This window comes from Streptomyces aurantiaciflavus (genome assembly GCF_049808595.1).
Lineage (GTDB): Bacteria > Actinomycetota > Actinomycetes > Streptomycetales > Streptomycetaceae > Streptomyces.
Genome location: NZ_JBNCAQ010000020.1, coordinates 65529 through 83184, shown reverse-complemented (window position 1 = coordinate 83184; position 17656 = coordinate 65529). Strand labels below are relative to the sequence as shown.

15 protein-coding genes and 2 pseudogenes are annotated in these 17656 nt (G+C 71.4%); 7 read left to right on the top strand and 10 right to left on the bottom strand.

What is annotated here, in order from left to right; all coding sequences use genetic code 11:
* Positions 1-162: 162 nt before the first annotated feature.
* The 9 genes and pseudogenes from ACPT94_RS23960 to ACPT94_RS23920 form a co-directional block, all read right to left on the bottom strand.
* A complete protein-coding gene (locus ACPT94_RS23960) occupies positions 163-1401 on the bottom strand; it encodes a cytochrome P450 family protein (protein WP_360337972.1) in 1239 nt (412 codons plus the stop codon).
* A pseudogene (locus ACPT94_RS23955) lies at positions 1398-1628 on the bottom strand (amidohydrolase family protein); the annotation flags it as partial. The pseudogene ACPT94_RS23955 and the gene ACPT94_RS23960, both read right to left, overlap by 4 nt.
* Before the next feature lie 184 nt (positions 1629-1812).
* Positions 1813-2289: pseudogene (locus ACPT94_RS23950) on the bottom strand (amidohydrolase family protein); the annotation flags it as partial.
* A 53-nt stretch (positions 2290-2342) separates the two neighbouring features.
* Positions 2343-3230, bottom strand: coding sequence for an NAD(P)-dependent oxidoreductase (locus ACPT94_RS23945; RefSeq protein ID WP_360337966.1), 888 nt, complete (start codon positions 3228-3230; stop codon positions 2343-2345).
* Complete coding sequence (locus ACPT94_RS23940; protein ID WP_360337963.1) at positions 3227-3565, bottom strand: antibiotic biosynthesis monooxygenase family protein; 339 nt, start codon at positions 3563-3565, stop codon at positions 3227-3229. Before ACPT94_RS23940 ends, ACPT94_RS23945 begins: the two co-directional genes overlap by 4 nt.
* A 245-nt stretch (positions 3566-3810) precedes the next feature.
* Positions 3811-4749 carry a glycoside hydrolase family protein gene (locus ACPT94_RS23935; protein WP_425246788.1) on the bottom strand — a complete coding sequence of 313 codons (939 nt, stop codon included), beginning with the start codon at positions 4747-4749 and terminating at the stop codon, positions 3811-3813.
* Positions 4750-4906: 157 nt separating this feature from the next.
* Positions 4907-6052, bottom strand: coding sequence for a galactonate dehydratase (gene dgoD / locus ACPT94_RS23930; RefSeq protein ID WP_360337957.1), 1146 nt, complete (start codon positions 6050-6052; stop codon positions 4907-4909).
* Positions 6053-6236: 184 nt separating this feature from the next.
* Positions 6237-7001, bottom strand: a complete 765-nt coding sequence (locus ACPT94_RS23925; RefSeq protein WP_425246787.1) for an SDR family NAD(P)-dependent oxidoreductase — start codon at positions 6999-7001, stop codon at positions 6237-6239.
* Complete coding sequence (locus ACPT94_RS23920) at positions 6998-8038, bottom strand: LacI family DNA-binding transcriptional regulator (protein ID WP_360337951.1); 1041 nt, start codon at positions 8036-8038, stop codon at positions 6998-7000. The genes ACPT94_RS23925 and ACPT94_RS23920 overlap by 4 nt, the downstream gene beginning before the upstream one ends.
* Before the next feature lie 490 nt (positions 8039-8528).
* On the opposite strand from ACPT94_RS23920, the gene ACPT94_RS23915 reads away from it, so the two are divergent.
* The 7 genes from ACPT94_RS23915 to arfA all read left to right on the top strand — a co-directional run bounded on the left by ACPT94_RS23915 (position 8529) and on the right by arfA (position 16255).
* On the top strand, positions 8529-9875 hold the full coding sequence (locus tag ACPT94_RS23915) for an extracellular solute-binding protein (protein ID WP_425246786.1): 1347 nt from the start codon (positions 8529-8531) through the stop codon (positions 9873-9875).
* The gene (locus ACPT94_RS23910; RefSeq protein WP_360337945.1) at positions 9872-10909 is read left to right on the top strand and encodes a carbohydrate ABC transporter permease; all 1038 of its coding nucleotides are present in this window, start codon (positions 9872-9874) and stop codon (positions 10907-10909) included. Before ACPT94_RS23915 ends, ACPT94_RS23910 begins: the two co-directional genes overlap by 4 nt.
* Positions 10909-11730, top strand: coding sequence for a carbohydrate ABC transporter permease (locus ACPT94_RS23905; protein ID WP_360337942.1), 822 nt, complete (start codon positions 10909-10911; stop codon positions 11728-11730). The genes ACPT94_RS23910 and ACPT94_RS23905 overlap by 1 nt, the downstream gene beginning before the upstream one ends.
* 105 nt (positions 11731-11835) lie before the next feature.
* Positions 11836-12507: a bifunctional 4-hydroxy-2-oxoglutarate aldolase/2-dehydro-3-deoxy-phosphogluconate aldolase gene (locus ACPT94_RS23900; RefSeq protein ID WP_425246785.1), complete on the top strand. Its 672-nt coding sequence runs from the start codon at positions 11836-11838 to the stop codon at positions 12505-12507.
* Entirely contained in the window at positions 12504-13463 is a 960-nt protein-coding gene (locus ACPT94_RS23895) for a sugar kinase (RefSeq protein WP_425246784.1), read from the top strand. Before ACPT94_RS23900 ends, ACPT94_RS23895 begins: the two co-directional genes overlap by 4 nt.
* Before the next feature lie 125 nt (positions 13464-13588).
* Positions 13589-14662, top strand: a complete 1074-nt coding sequence (locus tag ACPT94_RS23890) for a lactonase family protein (protein ID WP_425246783.1) — start codon at positions 13589-13591, stop codon at positions 14660-14662.
* 66 nt (positions 14663-14728) lie between these two features.
* Positions 14729-16255: an arabinosylfuranosidase ArfA gene (gene arfA, locus ACPT94_RS23885; RefSeq protein WP_425246782.1), complete on the top strand. Its 1527-nt coding sequence runs from the start codon at positions 14729-14731 to the stop codon at positions 16253-16255.
* A gap of 110 nt (positions 16256-16365) precedes the next feature.
* On the opposite strand, the gene ACPT94_RS23880 is transcribed toward arfA, so the two are convergent.
* Positions 16366-17541 (bottom strand): cytochrome P450, encoded by a 1176-nt coding sequence (locus ACPT94_RS23880; RefSeq protein WP_425246781.1) that lies wholly within the window; start codon positions 17539-17541, stop codon positions 16366-16368.
* Positions 17542-17656: the final 115 nt, after the last annotated feature.

Sequence of the window (17656 nt, the reverse complement as noted above, 5' to 3'; positions counted from 1 at the left end):
CGGGGTGTGGTCGGGGGCCCGGCGGGCCTTGGGGGGGCCCCACCCCGGGGGCGGGGGGGGGGGCCCTTCGCCGTGCGCGGCCGTGCGCAGGCGTGCGCAGACGCGCGGGGGCGCGGAAGCCGCCGTACGGCTTCCGCGCCCCTCAGCCCGTCCCGCCGTCGGTCATCCGGCGGGGTCGAGCACGACCGGCAGTTCCGCGAGGCCGCGGAAGGCCGGGAAGGGAACCTCCATCCACCGTGGCCCGCCCGCCGGGCCGGCGAGGGTCATCCTCGGGAACCGGCCGAGCAGGCCGGTGAGGGCCAACTCCATCTCCAGGCGGGCCAGCGGGGCTCCCAGGCAGTAGTGGGGGCCGTGCCCGAACCCGAGATGGGCGTTCTGGGCGCTGCCCCGCTGCACGTCGAACGTGTCCGGGTCGTCGAACTTCAGCGGATCGCGGTTGGCCGAACTGAGCGCGATCTGGACCAGGGCGCCCTTCGGGATGCGCGTCCCCGCGTACTCCACGTCCTCGGTCGCGTAGCGGAACGTCGAGCTCTCCACGGAGCCGTCGTAGCGCAGCACCTCCTCGACCGCGGGACCCACCAGCTCCGGGTTCTCCCGTACGGCGCGCAGCTGCGCGGGATGCGTCAGGAGGTGATGGACGGCGTTGCCGATGGCGTACGCGGTCGTCTTGTGGCCCGCGAACATCAGCAGGAACGCCGTGGAGACCAGCTCGTGCTCGGTGAGCCCGCCGTCGTTGTCCCGCACCGAGGTGAGCGCGCTCATCAGATCGTCGCCCGGGCGGTCGCGCTTGGCCGCGATGAGATCCGTGAAGTACGCGTGCAGATCCTCCTCGGCCTGCTGCTGGGCCCGCTTGGACTCCGCGCTGAAACCGGTCTGCGCCACCGTGGTGGACAGGTGCTGCATCCGCGACCGCTCCTGCGGCGGCACACCGAGCAGTTCGCAGATCACGATGATCGGCAGCGGGAACGCGAACGCGGGCAGCAGATCGAAGGGCTCCCGGGTCGGGCACTCGTCGACCAGCGTCCTGACGATGTCCTGGACCTGCGGCCGCAGAGCCTCCACGCGCCGCGGGGTGAACGCGGAGTTCACCAGCTTGCGCAGCCGGGTGTGCTTGGGCGGGTCCGAGTTGAGCATGTTGTCGTCCAGCGCCACGGACGAGTCACCGAAGATGCTCCGGTAGGCGTCCATGGCCCCGTACATGTCCTTGCTCAGCCGCGGGTCCGACAGGGCGGCCCGCGCGTCCTCGTACCGGGTGATCAGGTACGTCTCGTTGCCGTGCGGCGGTCTCATGGGGCAGACCGGCGCCGCTTCCCGGAGCTGGGCGTAGACCGCGTGCGGGTCGCGCCGGTACTCCGGGGTGCACCGCTCGGCCGCGGTGACCGCGTCTTGCGTGGTGGTCACGGACGACTCCTCAGGTCGAAGAGGTCCTCTGCGTTGCCGCCGAGGATGCGCTGCTGGGCCGCCTTGTCGACCGGCAGCTTCTCGATCATGCGGACGAAGTCCTCCAGCGGCGCCGCCATCGGCGGCGAGTCGGTGCCGAAAAGCATCCGTTCGGGCCCCAGCACCTCGGCGTTGAGGCTCAGGTGCGCCTGGCTGAACGGGCTCGTGTCGACGTACATGCGCCGGAGCGCGGCGACCGGGTCGGCCGCGGGCGGGGGGGGGGGGGGGCCCCCCCCGCGCGGGGGGGGGGGGCCCCGCCGCCGTCTGCAGGCGCTCCGGCAGCAGCGCCATCGCGCCGCCGCCGGTCGCGCCGATCAGCCGCAGACCGGGGTACTTCTCCAGCCATCCCGCGAACGCGATCATGGCCATGCCGATGGTGAGGTCGCCGAACCGGCCGATCTGCTCGACGAAGCCGATCTCGTCGACCCGTTCCGTGCCGACCGGTTCGGCCGGGGCGTGCACCAGGACCGGTACTCCCGCCTCCGCGGCCAGCGCGAAGAAGGAGTCGGCACGCGGGGAGCCGAGCAGCTCCCCGTGCACGCTGGACGTGGTGATCAGACCGACGAAGGCGGGATCCGCCAGCGTCTCCCGCACCCCTTCCAGGTGATCGTCGTCACCGAACGGGTTGGCGTACACGTAGCCGCGCAACTGGTCCGGGAACTTGGCGATCAGGCCGGACATCCAGGCGTGGAAACCGCGCAGCCGGTCGCGTGGTTGCGCGTAGTTGTCGACGCCCGGGACCCGCGCCATCGCGCCGGCGCCGACGGGGCTGCCGATGATGGTGAGGTCGATCCCGGCCTCGGCGCGAGCGGCGAGCATGCCGTCGACGTCGGTCAGGCTCGGGGGCATGGGGAAGCGTTCGGCCGCCTCCGGTGGGGACAGGTGCCCGTGGATGTCGATGATCATGTGTCGCTTCCCGGGTTGGGTGTGAGTGCGCGGACGACCGCGGCGCAGTCCTCGTCACCCAGTCCTTGCTCGGTGGCGCGGACGTGGGTCTCGGCCGCGGCGGCCGTCAGCGGCAGGTTCAGGCCGGCTGTCGCCGCCTGCTTGGAAGCGAGCATGAGGTCTTTGGCCATCAGCCGCAGCTTGAAGTCCGGCTCGTCGAAGCGGCCGGAGGCCAGCCGTCTCGACTTGAACGCCATGACCGGCGAGGCGAAGCCGCTGCTCGCGATGGTCTTCAGGACCTGCTTCCGGTCGAGTCCGGAGGCGGTCGCCAGCTCGGTGGCCTCGGCCATGGCCTGCACCTCCACACCCATCAGCAGGTTGAGGAGCAGCTTCATCCGCATGCCGGACCCGAGTGCGCCCAGATGGACGACCTCCTTGCCCAGCGTCTCCAGCAGCGGCCGGGCGGCCTCGAACACCCGCTTCTCCCCGCCGACGAACAGCCGCAGTTCGCCGTCGCGGGCGTGGTCGCGGTTGCCGAGCATGCCGACGTCCAGGACCGACGGGATGTCCCCGGCGATCTGCACGACCTCTTCGGGGGCGACGGTGCTGGCGCAGAGCAGGACACCGGGGTACGGGCCCCTGGCCAGCACGCCGTCCGGGCCGCGCAGCACGGCGCCGAGGGCCTCGCCGTCGGAGACGGTGCACACGGCGGCCGTCGTCCCCTCGACGGCGTCGCAGGGGTGGGCCGCCGTGAAGGCGCCCCTCTCGGCGAGCGGTTGGGCCCGCTCGGCGCTACGGTTCCACACCCGGACCTGCATCCCCCGGTCGAGGAGGCGGGTGGCCAGGCCGGTGCCCATCATGCCCAGGCCGAGTACGGCGACGGGGCCGTTGGCGGTACGCGTCATGACGCCACCCCCGCGGTCTCCTTGACGACCCGGAACCGCAGCGACTGCGTGGAGTCGACCCACTGGCGCAGCGGGGCCACCATCGCGCGGTGCTCCTCGCTCTGCTGCCAGGCGAAGAAGTGCTCCGGCGTCTCCCACTCGCTGGTGATCACCCACTGACGGGAGTCGTCCACGGGTTCGCCCAGCCGCTCGACGATGTGACCGGGGGTGCGGGCGACGGACTTCCGTATCTGGTCGTACAGATCCAGGAATCCCTGCTCGCCGCCCTCGACCACACGGACCGTGAAGACGACGCACAGCTTCTCGGCCGAACGGCCGTTCTGCTTGGTGCCCATATCTCCTCCTGAAGGTGAGATCCGGCAGGACACGATTCCTACCGACTCACGACCCCCGTGCGGACGCAACTCCGAATGGGGGACGGCCCAGTGGGGACAAGGGGTTCACGCTGCGTTGTTGGACTGTTCGGGTGAGCGAGGGGGGAGCCGGCGGATCGCGCAGCCGGGATGTCCGGCGCCCCCTTCCCGGCGTGCCCGCGCGATGGCGTCGCGGTGTTCCACCGACCAGTCGGCGGGGGCGCGGATCAGGGCCGGGGCAGGGTGTGGAACGCCACGGTGTCGCGGTCGAGCAGCAACCGGTCGCCGTCGGCGGTGAGCCGCGCCAGCTGGATCACGGAGCGGCGCGGTCCCGGGCCGTGGCCGTCCGCGGGGGCCGTGTCCCGCTGGGGGTGGGTGAAGTAGAAGACCCAGGCCGCGTCGGGCCCCGCGACGACGTCGGCGTGGTGTCCGACGCCCTGGTCGTCCTCGCGGGTTCCGGACCCGTCGAGGACGCGGCCCGCCGGCACCCACTCGTCGAGGTCGGTGGAGCGGAACACGTCCTGGCCGTCCCAGCAGTCCACGATCATCCAGTACCGGCCGCCCAGCGCGAAGACGTTGGGCCCCTCGTGCGGCCGGTGCTCCAGCACCGGGCCCCGCACCCGCCAGTCGTACAGATCGGCCGAGTCCGCGGCCCAGGTGTGCGAGCCGTGGGCCTCGTCCTTGTACCACATGCGCCACCCGGAGCCGTCCGGCAGCGGGTGGACGCAGGCGTCGATGACCCGGCGGGAGCTGAGCGGCACCGCTCCGACGTGGACCCAGTGCCACAGATCGCCGCTGGTGTAGTGGACGATCCGCCGGTCGTGGCCCTCCCAGCGGTCCGGCACCCCTCTGATGTAGCTGACGTACATGTGGAACAGCCCGTCCGGCGCACGCACGATCTCCGGAGCCCAGAAAGTGTTCGTTCCGGGCTCGAAGGGGAGGCTGTCCAGCACCCCGCGGTAGAGCCAGTCGCGGCCGTCGGCGCTGGTGGCCACACCGATCGCGGTGCCGTGCACCCAGGCGACGCCGGGCGCCGTCACGTCGGCGCGGCGCTGTGTGTAGAACATCCACCACTGCCGGCCGTCGTGCAGGACGACGGGATCGGTCGGGCCCGCGTGGACAGGATCCTCGTACAGGGGCGCCGGGGCGGGGAGCAGCGAGGCCATGACGAACTTCTTTCCGCCGGCGACCGCCGGCCGTCGAGCAGTTGGGGCGGTCGGTGGCCCGGTGGTGGGCCAGCGACCGCCCGGATGAGGTGTCCCGCACGGTGGCGCCACGGCAGGCCCCGGTAGCGCTTCACCACCAGGGTGCCGGCGGGTCGTGCTACCAGGAGGCCAGGGAGCCGTCGGCGTTGCGCCACACGGGGTTGCGCCAGCGGTGACCGCGTTCGGCGGCGGCACGGACCGCGTCCTCGTCGATGGTGATGCCGAGACCCGGTGCGGTCGGCCGCTCGATGTAGCCGTCGCGGAACGCGAAGGTCTCGGGGTCCACGAGGTAGTCCAGCAGCCCGCTGCTGTCGCCGTAGCCGATGCCGAGCGCCTGCTCCTGGATGAGGAAGTTGGGGATGGCGAAGTCGAGTTGCAGGCTGGCGGCCAGCGCGATCGGGCCGAGCGGGCAGTGCGGCGCCACCAGGACGTCGTACGCCTCCGCCATCGAGGCGATCCGCCGGCTCTCGGAGATGCCGCCGGCGTGGCTGATGTCCGGCTGCGCCACGGCGATGCCGTCCGACAGCACGGAGCGGAAGTCCCAGCGGGAGAAGAGCCGTTCACCGGTGGCGATGGGGATCGAGGTGGAGCGTACGACGGCGCCGAGGTCCTGGGTGAACTCGGGCAGCACCGGTTCCTCCACGAACATCGGCAGCAGCGGCTCCAGCAGCGGCAGGACGCGCCGGGACATCGCGCCGCTGAAACGGCCGTGGAAGTCCAGCGCGAAGTCGCGGTCGGGGCCGATGGCCTCGCGGACCGTGGTCACGCTGTCCACGATGGCGTTGATCGCGCCGGCCGTGGCGAGCGGCTCCAGCTGTCCGCAGGGGTTGAGCTTGACCGCGGTCATGCCCTTGGCGACCTGCGCGGCCGCCGACTCGGCGAGCTCGTCGAGGGTCTCGCCGCCGACCCAGCCGTAGACGCGTACCCGTTCCCGCACATGGCCGCCGAGCAGCTGGTACACGGGCACCCCGTGGGTCTTGCCCGCGATGTCCCACAGGGCCTGGTCGATGCCGGCCAGGGCGCTGTTGAGCACGACGCCCCCGCGGTAGAAGCCGCCCTTGGCGAGCATCTGCCAGTGCTCCTCGATACGGGCCGGGTCCTGCCCCACGAGGTAGTCGAACATCTCCTCGACGCAACGGGCGACGGTGTGGGCCTTGCCCTCGACGATGGGCTCTCCCCAGCCGGAGATGCCCTCGTCGGTGTCGACGCGCAGGAAGAGCCAGCGCGGTTCGACGAGGAAGAGTTCGTATCCAGTGATCTTCATGGTGCGGACCTCCGGGTCCTGGTGCACGGCCCGAGGGCCGTGGGCTGCGGGGACGGGTGGTGCGGGGGCACGGGTGAGGGGTGGTGCGGGTGGCGGTGCCGGTGGTGCGGGGGTACGGGACGAGGGGCGGTCGCCGGACGGGTGCCGCGGGCGCGTTCGTGTGGCGGCCCGTGGCGGTCTCGTCCTACTCCTGGGAGCTGATGCTGCGGCCGCCGTCCACGAGCAGGTTCTGACCGGTGATGAACGAGGCGTCGTCGGAGGCGAAGAAGGCCACGGCGGCCGCGATGTCCTCGGGGGTGCCGAGCCGGCCGACCGGTGTGCGGGCGGCGGTCAGGGCCTTGTACTCAGCGGGGGTGTGCGCCCACAGGGCCGTGACCACGGCCCCGGGGAGGACGGAGTTGAACCTGATCTCGCCGCCGTACTCGACGGCGAGCTGGCGTACCAGGGCGCCGATGCCGCCCTTGGCCGCCGCGTACGCGGGGAAGCCCTTGAAGCCGACGGCCGCGTGGATGGACGAGGTGATCACCACCGCGCCCCTGGCCGCCCCGAGGAGGGGCACCGTGGCCCGGACGCCGTAGAACACCGAGTCGAGGCAGAGCCGCAGCTGGTCGTGCCACGCCGCGTCGTCCAGTTCGTGCGCCGCCCCGGGCCGGTTCATGCCGGCGTTGAGGTGCAGCACGTCGAGGCGCCCGGTCCAGGACGTCACGGCCTCGACGGCATCGGCCCACGCGTCGACCGAGGTGACGTCGAGCCCGCGGTGCCGGGCCTGCCCTCCCGCGGCGCGGATCTCCTCGGCCACCCGGTGGGCGCCCTCAGCGTCCACGTCGGTGACGAGGACCCGCGCGCCCTCCGCGGCGAGGCGGTGGGCGGTGGCCTCGCCGATGCCGGAGGCGGCCGCGGTGAGCAGGGCGGTACGGCCCGTGAAGCGGGCGAGGCCGGTGCGGCTCATGGTGACTCTCCCGGTCTTGCCGTGGAAGCGCGCAGCATCAGGCGCGGTTCGGTGGGTACGACGACGTCTCCCGCGGGCGCCCCCTCGATGGCGGCCACCAGGGCGTCCACGGCCGCGGTGCCCAGCTCGTACAGGGGCATCGCCACGGTGGTCAGGGGTGGGGAGAGGTGGCCGGCGACGGGCAGGTCGTCGTTGCCGACCACGGAGACGTCCTCGGGGATGCGCAGGCCGAGGTCCCGGACCGCCGTCATGGCGCCTATGGCCTGGGCGAGGGAGCTGGTGTAGAGCGCGGTGACCGGCGGACGCGTACTGCCGTCGGCCGGGCGCAGCAGTTCCAGTGCCGCGGCCACCCCGCCGTCCTCGGTGAAGTCCCCGGACGCGACCGGTGCGGCGGACAGCCCGAGTTCCTCGGCGTGCCGCAGGAACGCCTCCTTGCGGACCTCACTGGGGGTGATGCCGGGCGGGCCCGCGATGTGGCCGACCGCGCGGTGGCCGAGGGCGTGGAGGTGGTCGAGCGCGGTGACGCTGGAACGGGCCACGTCCATGGTGACGTTGCGGCCCGAGCCCTCCACCGAGCGGTTGAGGAAGACATGGGGGACCGGGCTGCGGTTCAGCGCGTCCAGCAGGGGGTGACCGGGGCGCGCCGAGGCGATGAGCAGTCCGTCGACCCGGCCCTCCTGGACCAGGTCGTTGAAGGACTCGTCGGCCTCCTGCCCGTCGAAGTCCTCCGCCAGCAGCGAGAGATAGCCCAGCTCGCGGGCGCGCTGGTAGGCGCCGCGGGCGATGGTGACGTACGTGGGGTTGCCGAGGGCGGGGACGAGCAGGGCCAGGGCGTGCGTGCTGGCGCCGGCCAGGGCCCGGGCGCCGGAGTGCGGCCGGTAGCCGAGGGCCGCGGCGGCCTCCTGGACGCGCTGCCGGGTCTCCGGCCGGACGGAGAGGTCCTGACGGCCGTTGAGCACCTTGGACACGGTCGCCTTGGAGACTCCGGCCCTCTCCGCCACGTCCACCAGCCTTGCCCTCACGGGCTGTTCGGGCACGTGACTCCCCCTCTCCGCTGTGCGCCAGGGGCCGCTCGGTGCGTCCGGCGGTGGCGCGTTCCAACCTCTTGACACCTTCTGGCGCCGCAACCTAACGTTCGCCGAAGTTTCAGTCAACCGGTTTCCCCAGACGGAAATAACCGATACATCTGGGCAGAGCCCAAGAAACCGGTCACCGCTTCCACAGCAACAAGTCGGCCAGATATGGCCATGGGTGAGGTGTGCCTTCGGGCGCCCCGAGCGGCTCACCGCGGACGCGACCACCGTCGCCGTCGCGGTCGGGCGGTGCCACTGCCCGCACCCGTTCACGGCAGGGGTGCGCGCGCCTGCTCGGAACACCTCGCCCCACGGCCGGACGGGTCCGGTGCTCCTCCCCAACCCGGCTGCTCCTCCCCACCCACCCGGCCCCGCCCCGCCTCGTCGCTTCGCCTCCCCGTAACGCCGCATGCGCCCGCACGCGCTCACGTCTCCGCACGAAAGGCTCACGAGCATGTCCGTCCCGACCACAGGATCCCTCGACAGACGCCGTTTCCTCAGCTTCTCCGGTGCCGCGCTCGGCGCGGCCGCGCTGTCCGGCTGCGCCACCTCCGTCAACAACTCCAGCTCTTCCGGAAGCGGCAAGAAGACCTTCACCGTGATGACGGTGGCAGACGAGTGGGACAAGAAGACCAAGCAGACCATCGAGCAGCTGCTGGATGTGAAGCTCAGCGTCATCACCTACGACATCGCCAAGCTCAACGCCATGCTGGCCAGCAAGAACCCGCCGGACGTGGTGCGCGGCTTCGGCGCGACGCAGACGCCGTACTTCGCCGCGCGCGGGCTGATGACCGACCTGGACCCGTACTTCGCCAAGAGCAGCGTGCTCAAGGCCTCCGACCTCGACCCGGTCAACGACGTCTGGCGCTACGACGGCAAGAAGCAGGGCGCGGGTCCCCGGTACGGCATGGCCAAGGACTACTCGCAGGACTCGATGCTCTGGTACCGCACCGACATGTTCGAGGCCGCGAAGCTGGACCTCCCCAGTGACACCGAGCCGCTGTCCTACGACGCGTTGCTGGACCTCGGCAAGCAGCTGGTCAAGCGCCGACTCGGCAAGGTGAAGGTCTACGGGCTGAACGCCACGGGCATGGGTGTCTTCGCCCAGCTCACGGGCATGACCGCGTCGGCGGGCGGGAGCCTGTTCAGCGACGACCTGGCCAAGGTGGACTTCTCCTCGCCCGAGGCCCTCAAGGCGCTGGGCTGGTACCTGGAGTACGCGAAGGCCGACATCGGCCCGAACGTCGTCAACCCGAACCCGGACGGCTGGGACGGGCCCACCTACCAGGCCAACCGGATGGCGATCAGCTGCAACGGCTACTGGTTCGGCGGGCTGATCGGCGGCGACGCCAAGCTGGCCCAGGTCTCACGGTTCGCGCCCGCACCGCAACTGGGCGGCCACCGCGTCAGCTCCTGCTTCGGCGCCACCGGTTTCTGGATCCCCAAGGACGCCAAGAACAAGGACACGGCCTGGAAGCTCTTCGAGTGGTACTTCGGCGGCAAGCCCGCGCAGGACCGGGCGGCCAGTGGCTGGGGCATCCCCTCCCTGACGTCGCTGCGCTCGCGGATGCCGCAGGGCACGGCGTTCCAGAAGCAGGCGTTCGAGGTGCAGCAGCGCGAGACGCAGTACTTCTCGGTGCTGCCCTTCACCCCCTACGCCCAGGTGGACGCCCTGGACGCGGTGATCAGCAAGGTCCTTCCGGACGCCGTCAAGTCCGGCACCTCCGTCGGAAAGGTCGCCGACGAGCTCAACACCCGTATGAACGACCAGCTCGCCAACGGCAAGGAGCTGGTGGGGTGAGCACCGGTCAGCTTCTCGGACCGGCCGCCGGCCCGGGTGCGCCGTCCCCCACCGGGGCGACGGCCGCCCGTCCGGGCGCGCCGCGGTCCCGCGGCCGCTCACTGCGGACACGCAGAGCCTGGGCCTTCTACGCGTTCCTCGGCCCCTGGACGCTGGGCTTCCTGGCCCTGACGGCCTTCCCGCTCGGGTACGCGTTCTGGCTGAGCCTCACCAACTCCGACGGGCTCTCCCCGAACTCCCGCTTCGTGGGGCTGGACAACTACCGGGAGGTCTTCACCGACCCGGAGACCATGCAGAGCCTGGCCCGCACCGGCGTGTTCACCGCCATCACCGTGCCGCTGACGATCGTGGCGGGACTGCTGCTCGCGGTGCTGGTCAACCAGCCGATACGGGCCCGCGGCCTGTTCCGCACCCTGCTGTACCTGCCTGCAGTGGTACCGCCGGTCGGTGCGGCCCTCACCTTCAAGCTGATCTTCGATCGGGACTCGGGAGCGGCCAACGGTCTGCTGGACGCCCTCGACATCAACGGGGTGACCTGGCTGGCGGACCCGTACGCCCGCTGGGTGCTGATCACGCTGACGATGTGGGGCGTGGGCAACGTCATGATCATCTCGCTGGCGGGGCTCCAGGACATACCCAAGGAGCTGCACGAGGCGGCGCGGGTGGACGGCGCCGGCCCCTGGCAGTCCTTCACCCGGATCACTCTGCCACTGCTCTCCCCGGTGCTGTTCTTCCAGGTGGTCACCGGGATCATCGCCGCACTGCAGACCTTCGCCCCGCTGCTCATCTCGCTCGACCCCACCCCCAAGGGTGTCTCGGCCGTCCCCGAGAACAACTACCTGTACATGATCAACGTGTTCGCCCAGTACTTCGCCAACGGACGCTACGGGTACGCCTCAGCCCTGCTGTGGGTGCTCTTCGCGATCATCATGGTCGTCACCTTCCTCGTCTTCAGGCTCAGCAAGGGCGTCGTCTTCTACTCCGTGGAGCCGGAGTCGGCGAAGAGCAAGCCCCGCACGATCGGAGGCAAGTGATGGTGTTCGCCAGACGCCATGTCGTCTACATGCTCCTCGTGGGAGTCCTCGTCCTCTTCCTCGGCCCCTTCGGCTGGCTCGCGATCACCGCGCTCAAGGCGCCCTCCGAAATACGGGCCCTCCCCGTCCACTGGTGGCCGCACCACCCGACCCTGGACAACTTCCAGGGGGCTCTGACCTTCTTCGACTACATCGGCTACGCCCGCAACTCGCTGATGGTCGCCGGCACGTACGCGGTGCTGGTCACGCTGGCCTCGGCCTGGGCCGGGTACGGTCTGGCCCGGCTGGACGCGCCGGGCAAGCGCGTGATCTTCGGCGTGATGATGTCGACCATGATGCTGCCTCAGGTCATCACGCTCATCCCGACCTACCTGCTGTTCGCCCGGGCCGGCCTGGTCAACACCTATGTGCCGTGGGTGCTGTGGGGACTGTGCGGCGCCCCGTACCTGATCTTCCTGTTCCGGCAGTTCTTCACCAACATGCCCAAGGAGCTGGAAGAGGCCGCGATCGTCGACGGCTGCGGGCAGATCCGCATCTTCTGGCGGATCTTCCTGCCCCAGTCCTGGCCGGTCATCGCCACCAGCCTGATCCTGTCCTTCAGCTGGACCTGGGGCGACTGGGTCGCGCCCGCCCTGCTGCTGGACGACGACCACACCACCCTCGCGGTCAAACTCGCCACCGGTTACGTCAACCAGCACGGCGGCTGGCTCTTCAACCTCGTGGCCGCGGGCACAGTGATGTACGTGGTCCCCGTGCTCGCGCTCTTCCTGATCATGCAGCGCGGCTTCGTGTCCGGCATCGCCACCTCCGGACTCAAATGATCCGCCGGTTATCGCCTCTCTCCGTTTGGTAACGCCTCTTCTCGCAAAGGAACTTCTCATGACCCACAGCCCGGACACCGCCGACTCCCCAGCGACGGTGCGGTCATGACGGAGCGTCCCGAGCTCACCCGGCAGCTGGCCCGGACCCGGGTCATGGCCATCCTGCGGTCGGCCGACGCGACGGGACTGCCCGCCGTGGCACAGGCCCTCGCGGACGGCGGCATCACCTGCCTGGAGGTCACCCTCACCACCTCGGGGGCGCTCGAGGCGCTGGCCGCCATCCGGGACCGGCTCGGGCCCGAGGTGGCGGTCGGCGCCGGCACGGTGATCACCAGCGGGGACGCCCGAGACGCGCTCGCGGCCGGGGCCGAGTTCCTGGTGGCCCCCGTCGTGGACACCGACGTGATCCGCGACGCCGCCGACCGCGGCATCCCCTGCTACCCGGGCGCCTGGACGCCCACCGAGGTGTCCACCGCCTGGCGCGCGGGCGCCGCCGCCGTCAAGCTCTTCCCGGCGAGCAGCGGCGGCCCGTCCCATCTGCGACAGCTTCGGGCCCCGCTGCCCGACGTGCCCCTCGTCGCCGTCGGCGGAGTCGGCGTCGACGAGGCGCGCGACTACCTCGACGCGGGCGCCCACGCCGTGGGCATCGGCTCCCCGCTGCTGCGCGGAGCGGACCGCGACCCCGCGCCGGAGAACCTGGACGCCCTCACCGCGAGGGCCCGCACCCTGCTGAACGCCCTCGTGGTCACGCCCCCCGCTCAGGAGGTGGGCCGGTGAACAGCCCTTCCCGTGACCGCTACCTGGTCACCGTCGGAGAGACCCTGGCGGTCCTGGCCGCGCCGGACGCCGGCCCGCTCGCCCTGGGCGCGGGCCTGCGACTGGGGCTCGCCGGAGCGGAGTCGAACGTCGCCGTGGGGGTCAGCCGGCTCGGCGGATCCGCCACCTGGATCGGGCGGGTCAGCGAGGACGAGCTCGGCGACCTCATCCTGCGCGAGCTGCGGGCGGAAGGCGTCACCACGGTCGCCGTACGGGATCCCGCTCCCACCTCGCTGCTGCTGCGGGAACGCCGCACCGCCACGCACAGCCGCACCCGCTACTACCGCACCCACACGGCGGGCTCCCGGCTGTCCGCCGACGACATCCCCGAGGACCTCGTCGCGGGCGCGGCGGTCCTGCACATCACCGGGATCACCCCGGCGCTGGGCGAAGGACCGTCCCAGGCCGTCACCCGCGCGGTGGACCTCGCCGTGGAGGCCGGAGTACCGGTCTCCCTGGACATCAACTACCGCTCCCTGCTGTGGAGCGAGACGGAGGCCAGGCGCACGCTGCTGCCCCTGCTGCGCCGGAGCGACCTGGTCTTCGCGGGACCGCACGAGGCCCGCCTCGCGGTGCCGGACTCCGAGGAACCGGAGGAGCTCGCCAAGGGCATCTGCGGCCTCGGGCCCGCCGGAGCCGTGATCAAACTGGGCTCCGAGGGCGCGTACGCCCTCATCGACGGCCAGGAGTACCGGCAGCCCGCCGTGCCCGTCACGGTGCACGACTCCGTCGGCGCGGGGGACGCGTTCGTCGCCGGGTACCTGGCGGAACTGCTCGCGGGAGAACCCCCGGAACAGCGGCTGAGGACCGCGGCCGTGCTGGGCGCCTTCGCGGTCGGCACCACGGGGGACTGGGAGGGTCTGCCGAGGCGTTCCGAGCTGGAGCTGCTCGACCACCACGACGACGTCGTCCGCTGAACCCGACCGGCCCCGCCGGCACCGGGCAGGCGCATGCGCCTGCCCGACACGCCACGAACCGTCCCTCATCGCGTCCTCACCCCCGTTCGCGTCCTCGTCCCCCTGAAGGAACTGTGGGAACTCCCATGCCAACGCCCGCTTCCACCACAGCAGTTCACGTCCTCACCGGCTCCTACACCCCCGACACCGGCGGCGAGGGCACCGGGCTCGCCGCCCTGCGGCTCGACCCGTCGTCCGGCGAACTGTCGTACGACAGCGAGGTGCCGGCCCTCTCCGTCAGCGGAGCCTCCTTCCTGGCATCGCACCCCTCCCTCGACGTCGTCTACAGCACCAACGAGACCGACCCCGGAACCGTCAGCGCCGTCGCCCGGCACCACGACGGCCTGCTGACCCCGCTGGGCGCCCCGGCCGACAGCGGCGGCGCCAACCCGTGCCACCTCACCGTCCACCCGGACGGAGGCTGGCTGCTGACCGCGAACTACGGCAGCGACACCACGCCCGGCAGCGTCGGCGTGCTCCGCCTCGACGCCGACGGACGCCCCGTGGAGCTGACCGACGTCGCCGTCCACGAAGGGTCGGGCCCGGTCGCCGGACGGCAGGAGGGCAGCCACGCCCATCAGGTGCTCGTCGACCCGGCGGGCCGTCACGTCCTCGCCACCGACCTGGGCGCCGACGCGGTCTTCACCTACCGGCTCGACACCCGCACCGGCACCCTCGAACGGACGGCGGTGAACGCGCTGCGGGCCGGCTCCGGCCCCCGCCACCTCGCCTTCGCTCCCGGCGGCGAGCTGGTGTTCAGCGCCGACGAACTGTCCTCGACCCTCACCTGCCACCGCTACGACCCCGCCACGGGCACCCTGACGTCCCTCGCCACCGTGCCCGCCACCGAGGCCGGCGACGTCGTCAACCAGCCCGGCGGCATCGTCGTCTCACCCTGCGGGCGCTTCGTCTGGCTGACCAACCGCGGCGCCGACACCGTGGCCGCGTTCCGGATCACCGGCACCACCCTCGAACCGATCGGCGAGACGCCCGGCGGCGGCGCCTGGCCCCGCGGCCTGACCTACGCGGCCGGACACCTGCTGGTCGCCAACCAGCACAGCGGGACGCTCGCCGCGCTGCGCGTCCTGGACGACGGATCCCTCGCACAGTCCGGACCGGCGCTCTCCGCGCCGTCAGTCGTCTGCGCCCTCACCCTCTGACCGCACCGCCTCAACCTCCTTGTCGCTCGCCCCCCTTGTGGTTCCTGAATTTCTCGAAAGGCAGTCATGTCCGACCCCAGCACCCCGCCCGCCGCACGGTTCACCCTCGACTCGGCCTTCGGCATAGGTGACGTCCACCCGCGGCTGTACGGATCGTTCGTCGAGCACCTGGGCCGCTGCGTCTACACGGGCCTCTACGAGCCCGGCCACGCACAGGCCGACGCCGACGGCCTGCGCCGGGACGTCCTGGAACTGGTCCGGGAACTGGGCGTCACCACCGTGCGCTACCCGGGCGGCAACTTCGTCTCCGGTTACCGCTGGGAGGACACCGTGGGCCCGCGCGAGGAGCGGCCCACCCGGCTGGACCTGGCCTGGAAGTCCACCGAGACCAACGAGTTCGGCCTCGGCGAGTTCATGGACTTCTGCGCCAAGACCGGCATGGAGCCGATGATGGCCGTCAACCTCGGCACCCGCGGGGTGGAGGACGCCGTACGGCTGCTGGAGTACTGCAACCACCCGGGCGGCACCGAACTGTCCGACCGGCGCATCGCCCACGGCGGCAAGGAGCCGTACGGCATCACGATGTGGTGCCTGGGCAACGAGATGGACGGCCCCTGGCAGATCGGCCACAAGACGGCCGAGGAGTACGGGCGGCTCGCCGCCGAGACGGCCCGTGCCATGAAGATGATCCAGCCCGATCTGGAACTGGTGGCCTGCGGCAGCTCGGCCTCCAGCATGGAGACCTTCGCCGCGTGGGAGGCCACCGTCCTTGAGGCCGCCTACGACCTGGTGGACCACGTCTCCCTGCACGCCTACTACTACGAGGACGCCGACGGAGACCGGGACTCCTTCCTCGCGTCCGCCGTCGACATGGAGCACTTCATCGAGTCGGTCGTCGCCACCTGCGACCACGTCCGGGCCCGGCTGAAGAAGAGCAAGCGCATCAACCTCTCCTTCGACGAGTGGAACGTCTGGTACCAGGAGCGTCCCAACCCGCACCAGGTGGAGGACTGGCAGCAGGCGCCGCGCCTCCTGGAGGACGTCTACACCGTCACCGACGCCGTCGTCTTCGGCTCGCTGCTCATCGCGCTGCTGCGGCACGCCGACCGGGTCACCGCCGCCTCACTGGCCCAGCTCGTCAACGTCATCGCGCCGATCATGACCGAGCCGGGCGGCCCCGCCTGGCGGCAGACCACCTTCTTCCCGTTCGCCCAGGCGTCGGCGTACGGGCGCGGCCGGGTGCTGCGCGTCGAGGTGGACAGCCCCACGTACACCACCGCCAAGTTCGGTGAGGTGCCGCTGCTGCACGCCACCGCCGTGACCGACGACGAGACCGGCGCCGTCACCGTCTTCGCCGTGAACCGCGGGCAGAGCACCGCGCTTCCGCTGGAGATCGACCTGCGCGGGGTCGGGGCCCACACCGTGGCCGAGCACCTGGTCCTGGCCGACGCCGACCCCGACGCGCGCAACACCCTGGACGACCAGGACCGCGTCACCCCGCACCCCGCGACCGGCACCACCGTCACCGACGGCGTCCTGCGCGCCGAACTGGAGCCCATGTCCTGGAACATGATCCGCCTGGTCCGCGACTGACGCCCCGTCGACCGGCCCCGGGTGCGGGAATCGTCCGCGATCCCGGATCAACGGACCCTCACCCGGGGCCACCACGCCGGCGGACCGGAGCTCGCCGTTCGAGTCGGCCGCTACGCGACGAGTCGGACGGGGACCTCGGCGTACGTGTTCAGGATCGTGTTCTGCGCGATCACCGGGTCGCCGGTGAACTCGACGCGCTCGACGGACTCGAGAAGCGCGTGGATCAGGGCGTGCAACTCCAGGCGGGCGACGCCCTGACCGACGCAGTTGTGCGGGCCGTGCCCGAACCCGAGGTGGTCGACCGGGTTGCGGCGGAAGTCGAACTCGTCCGCGCGCTCCCACTTGCGCTCGTCACGGTTCGCGGAGGCGAAGAGGGCCCACACCCGGGCGCCCTGCGGGATCGCCACCCCTGCGAGCTCCGTGTCGCGCGCGGCGATACGGGTGAGGCCCCGCACGGGAGTCTCGAATCTGAGGAGCTCGTTGATCGTCGAGGCCACGAGCCCGGGTTCGGCGCGCAGCGCGGCCCACTGGTCCGGGCGCCGGGCGAAGACGACGAGCAGATGGCCTATCGCCGCGGCCGTGGTCTCCAGCGACGGGCCGATGAAGTCGACGAGGAGGAGCGGGCACTTCTCCTTGGGGATGACACCCTGATCGGCTGCTTCGAGCATGGCGGCTCCGGGGCTTCCGGGCGCCAGTTCCCTGTTCGCCGCGAGCTCGCCGGCGAACTCGAACAGGCGCCGCGTCATCTCCATGTTGTGCGGAGTGCGTTCCGTGACCGGACCCAGCAGGTCGTTGCCCACCTGCCCCCAGGCGTAGAGGTGCTCACGGTTGCGGGCGGGCAGTCCGAGGAGATCGGGGATGACCAACATCGGCATCGCCTGCGCCAGTTCGGTGACGCCGTCGATCTCGCCCCTGGCGACGACCTCGGCGACGAGGTCCCGCGCCTTCTGCGTGATCTCCTCACGGCGATCGCGCAAGGCGCCGGGCCGCAGTCCGGCCCCGACGACGGAGCGCAGCACGCCGTGCTCCGGCGGGTCGCTGACGAGGGTGACGCCCCGCATGATCTGGTTGACGTCGGGGTTGAATCCCACGCCCTCGCCCGAGACGAAGGTGCCGTGATCGGCCAGCGCGGCCTTCACCTCGTCGTACCGCGTGAGCACGTACACGTCCGGTTCGCGCAGCCGGACGACGGCGCCCAGCTCGCGAAGGTGCCGATACTGCTCGTAGCGAGTGCGCTGGTCCGAGGTCGCGAACATGTCGATCTCGGTCGTGGGGACGACGGCCACGGGTTCCTCCTTGAGCTACTGGTGGCGATGGTCGGCGAACTCGGGCCAGGGGGTGCGGGACCGGTCGAGGAAGAAGGCGATCAGCGGGGTCCGGTGAGACCGAGGTGAAGAAGCC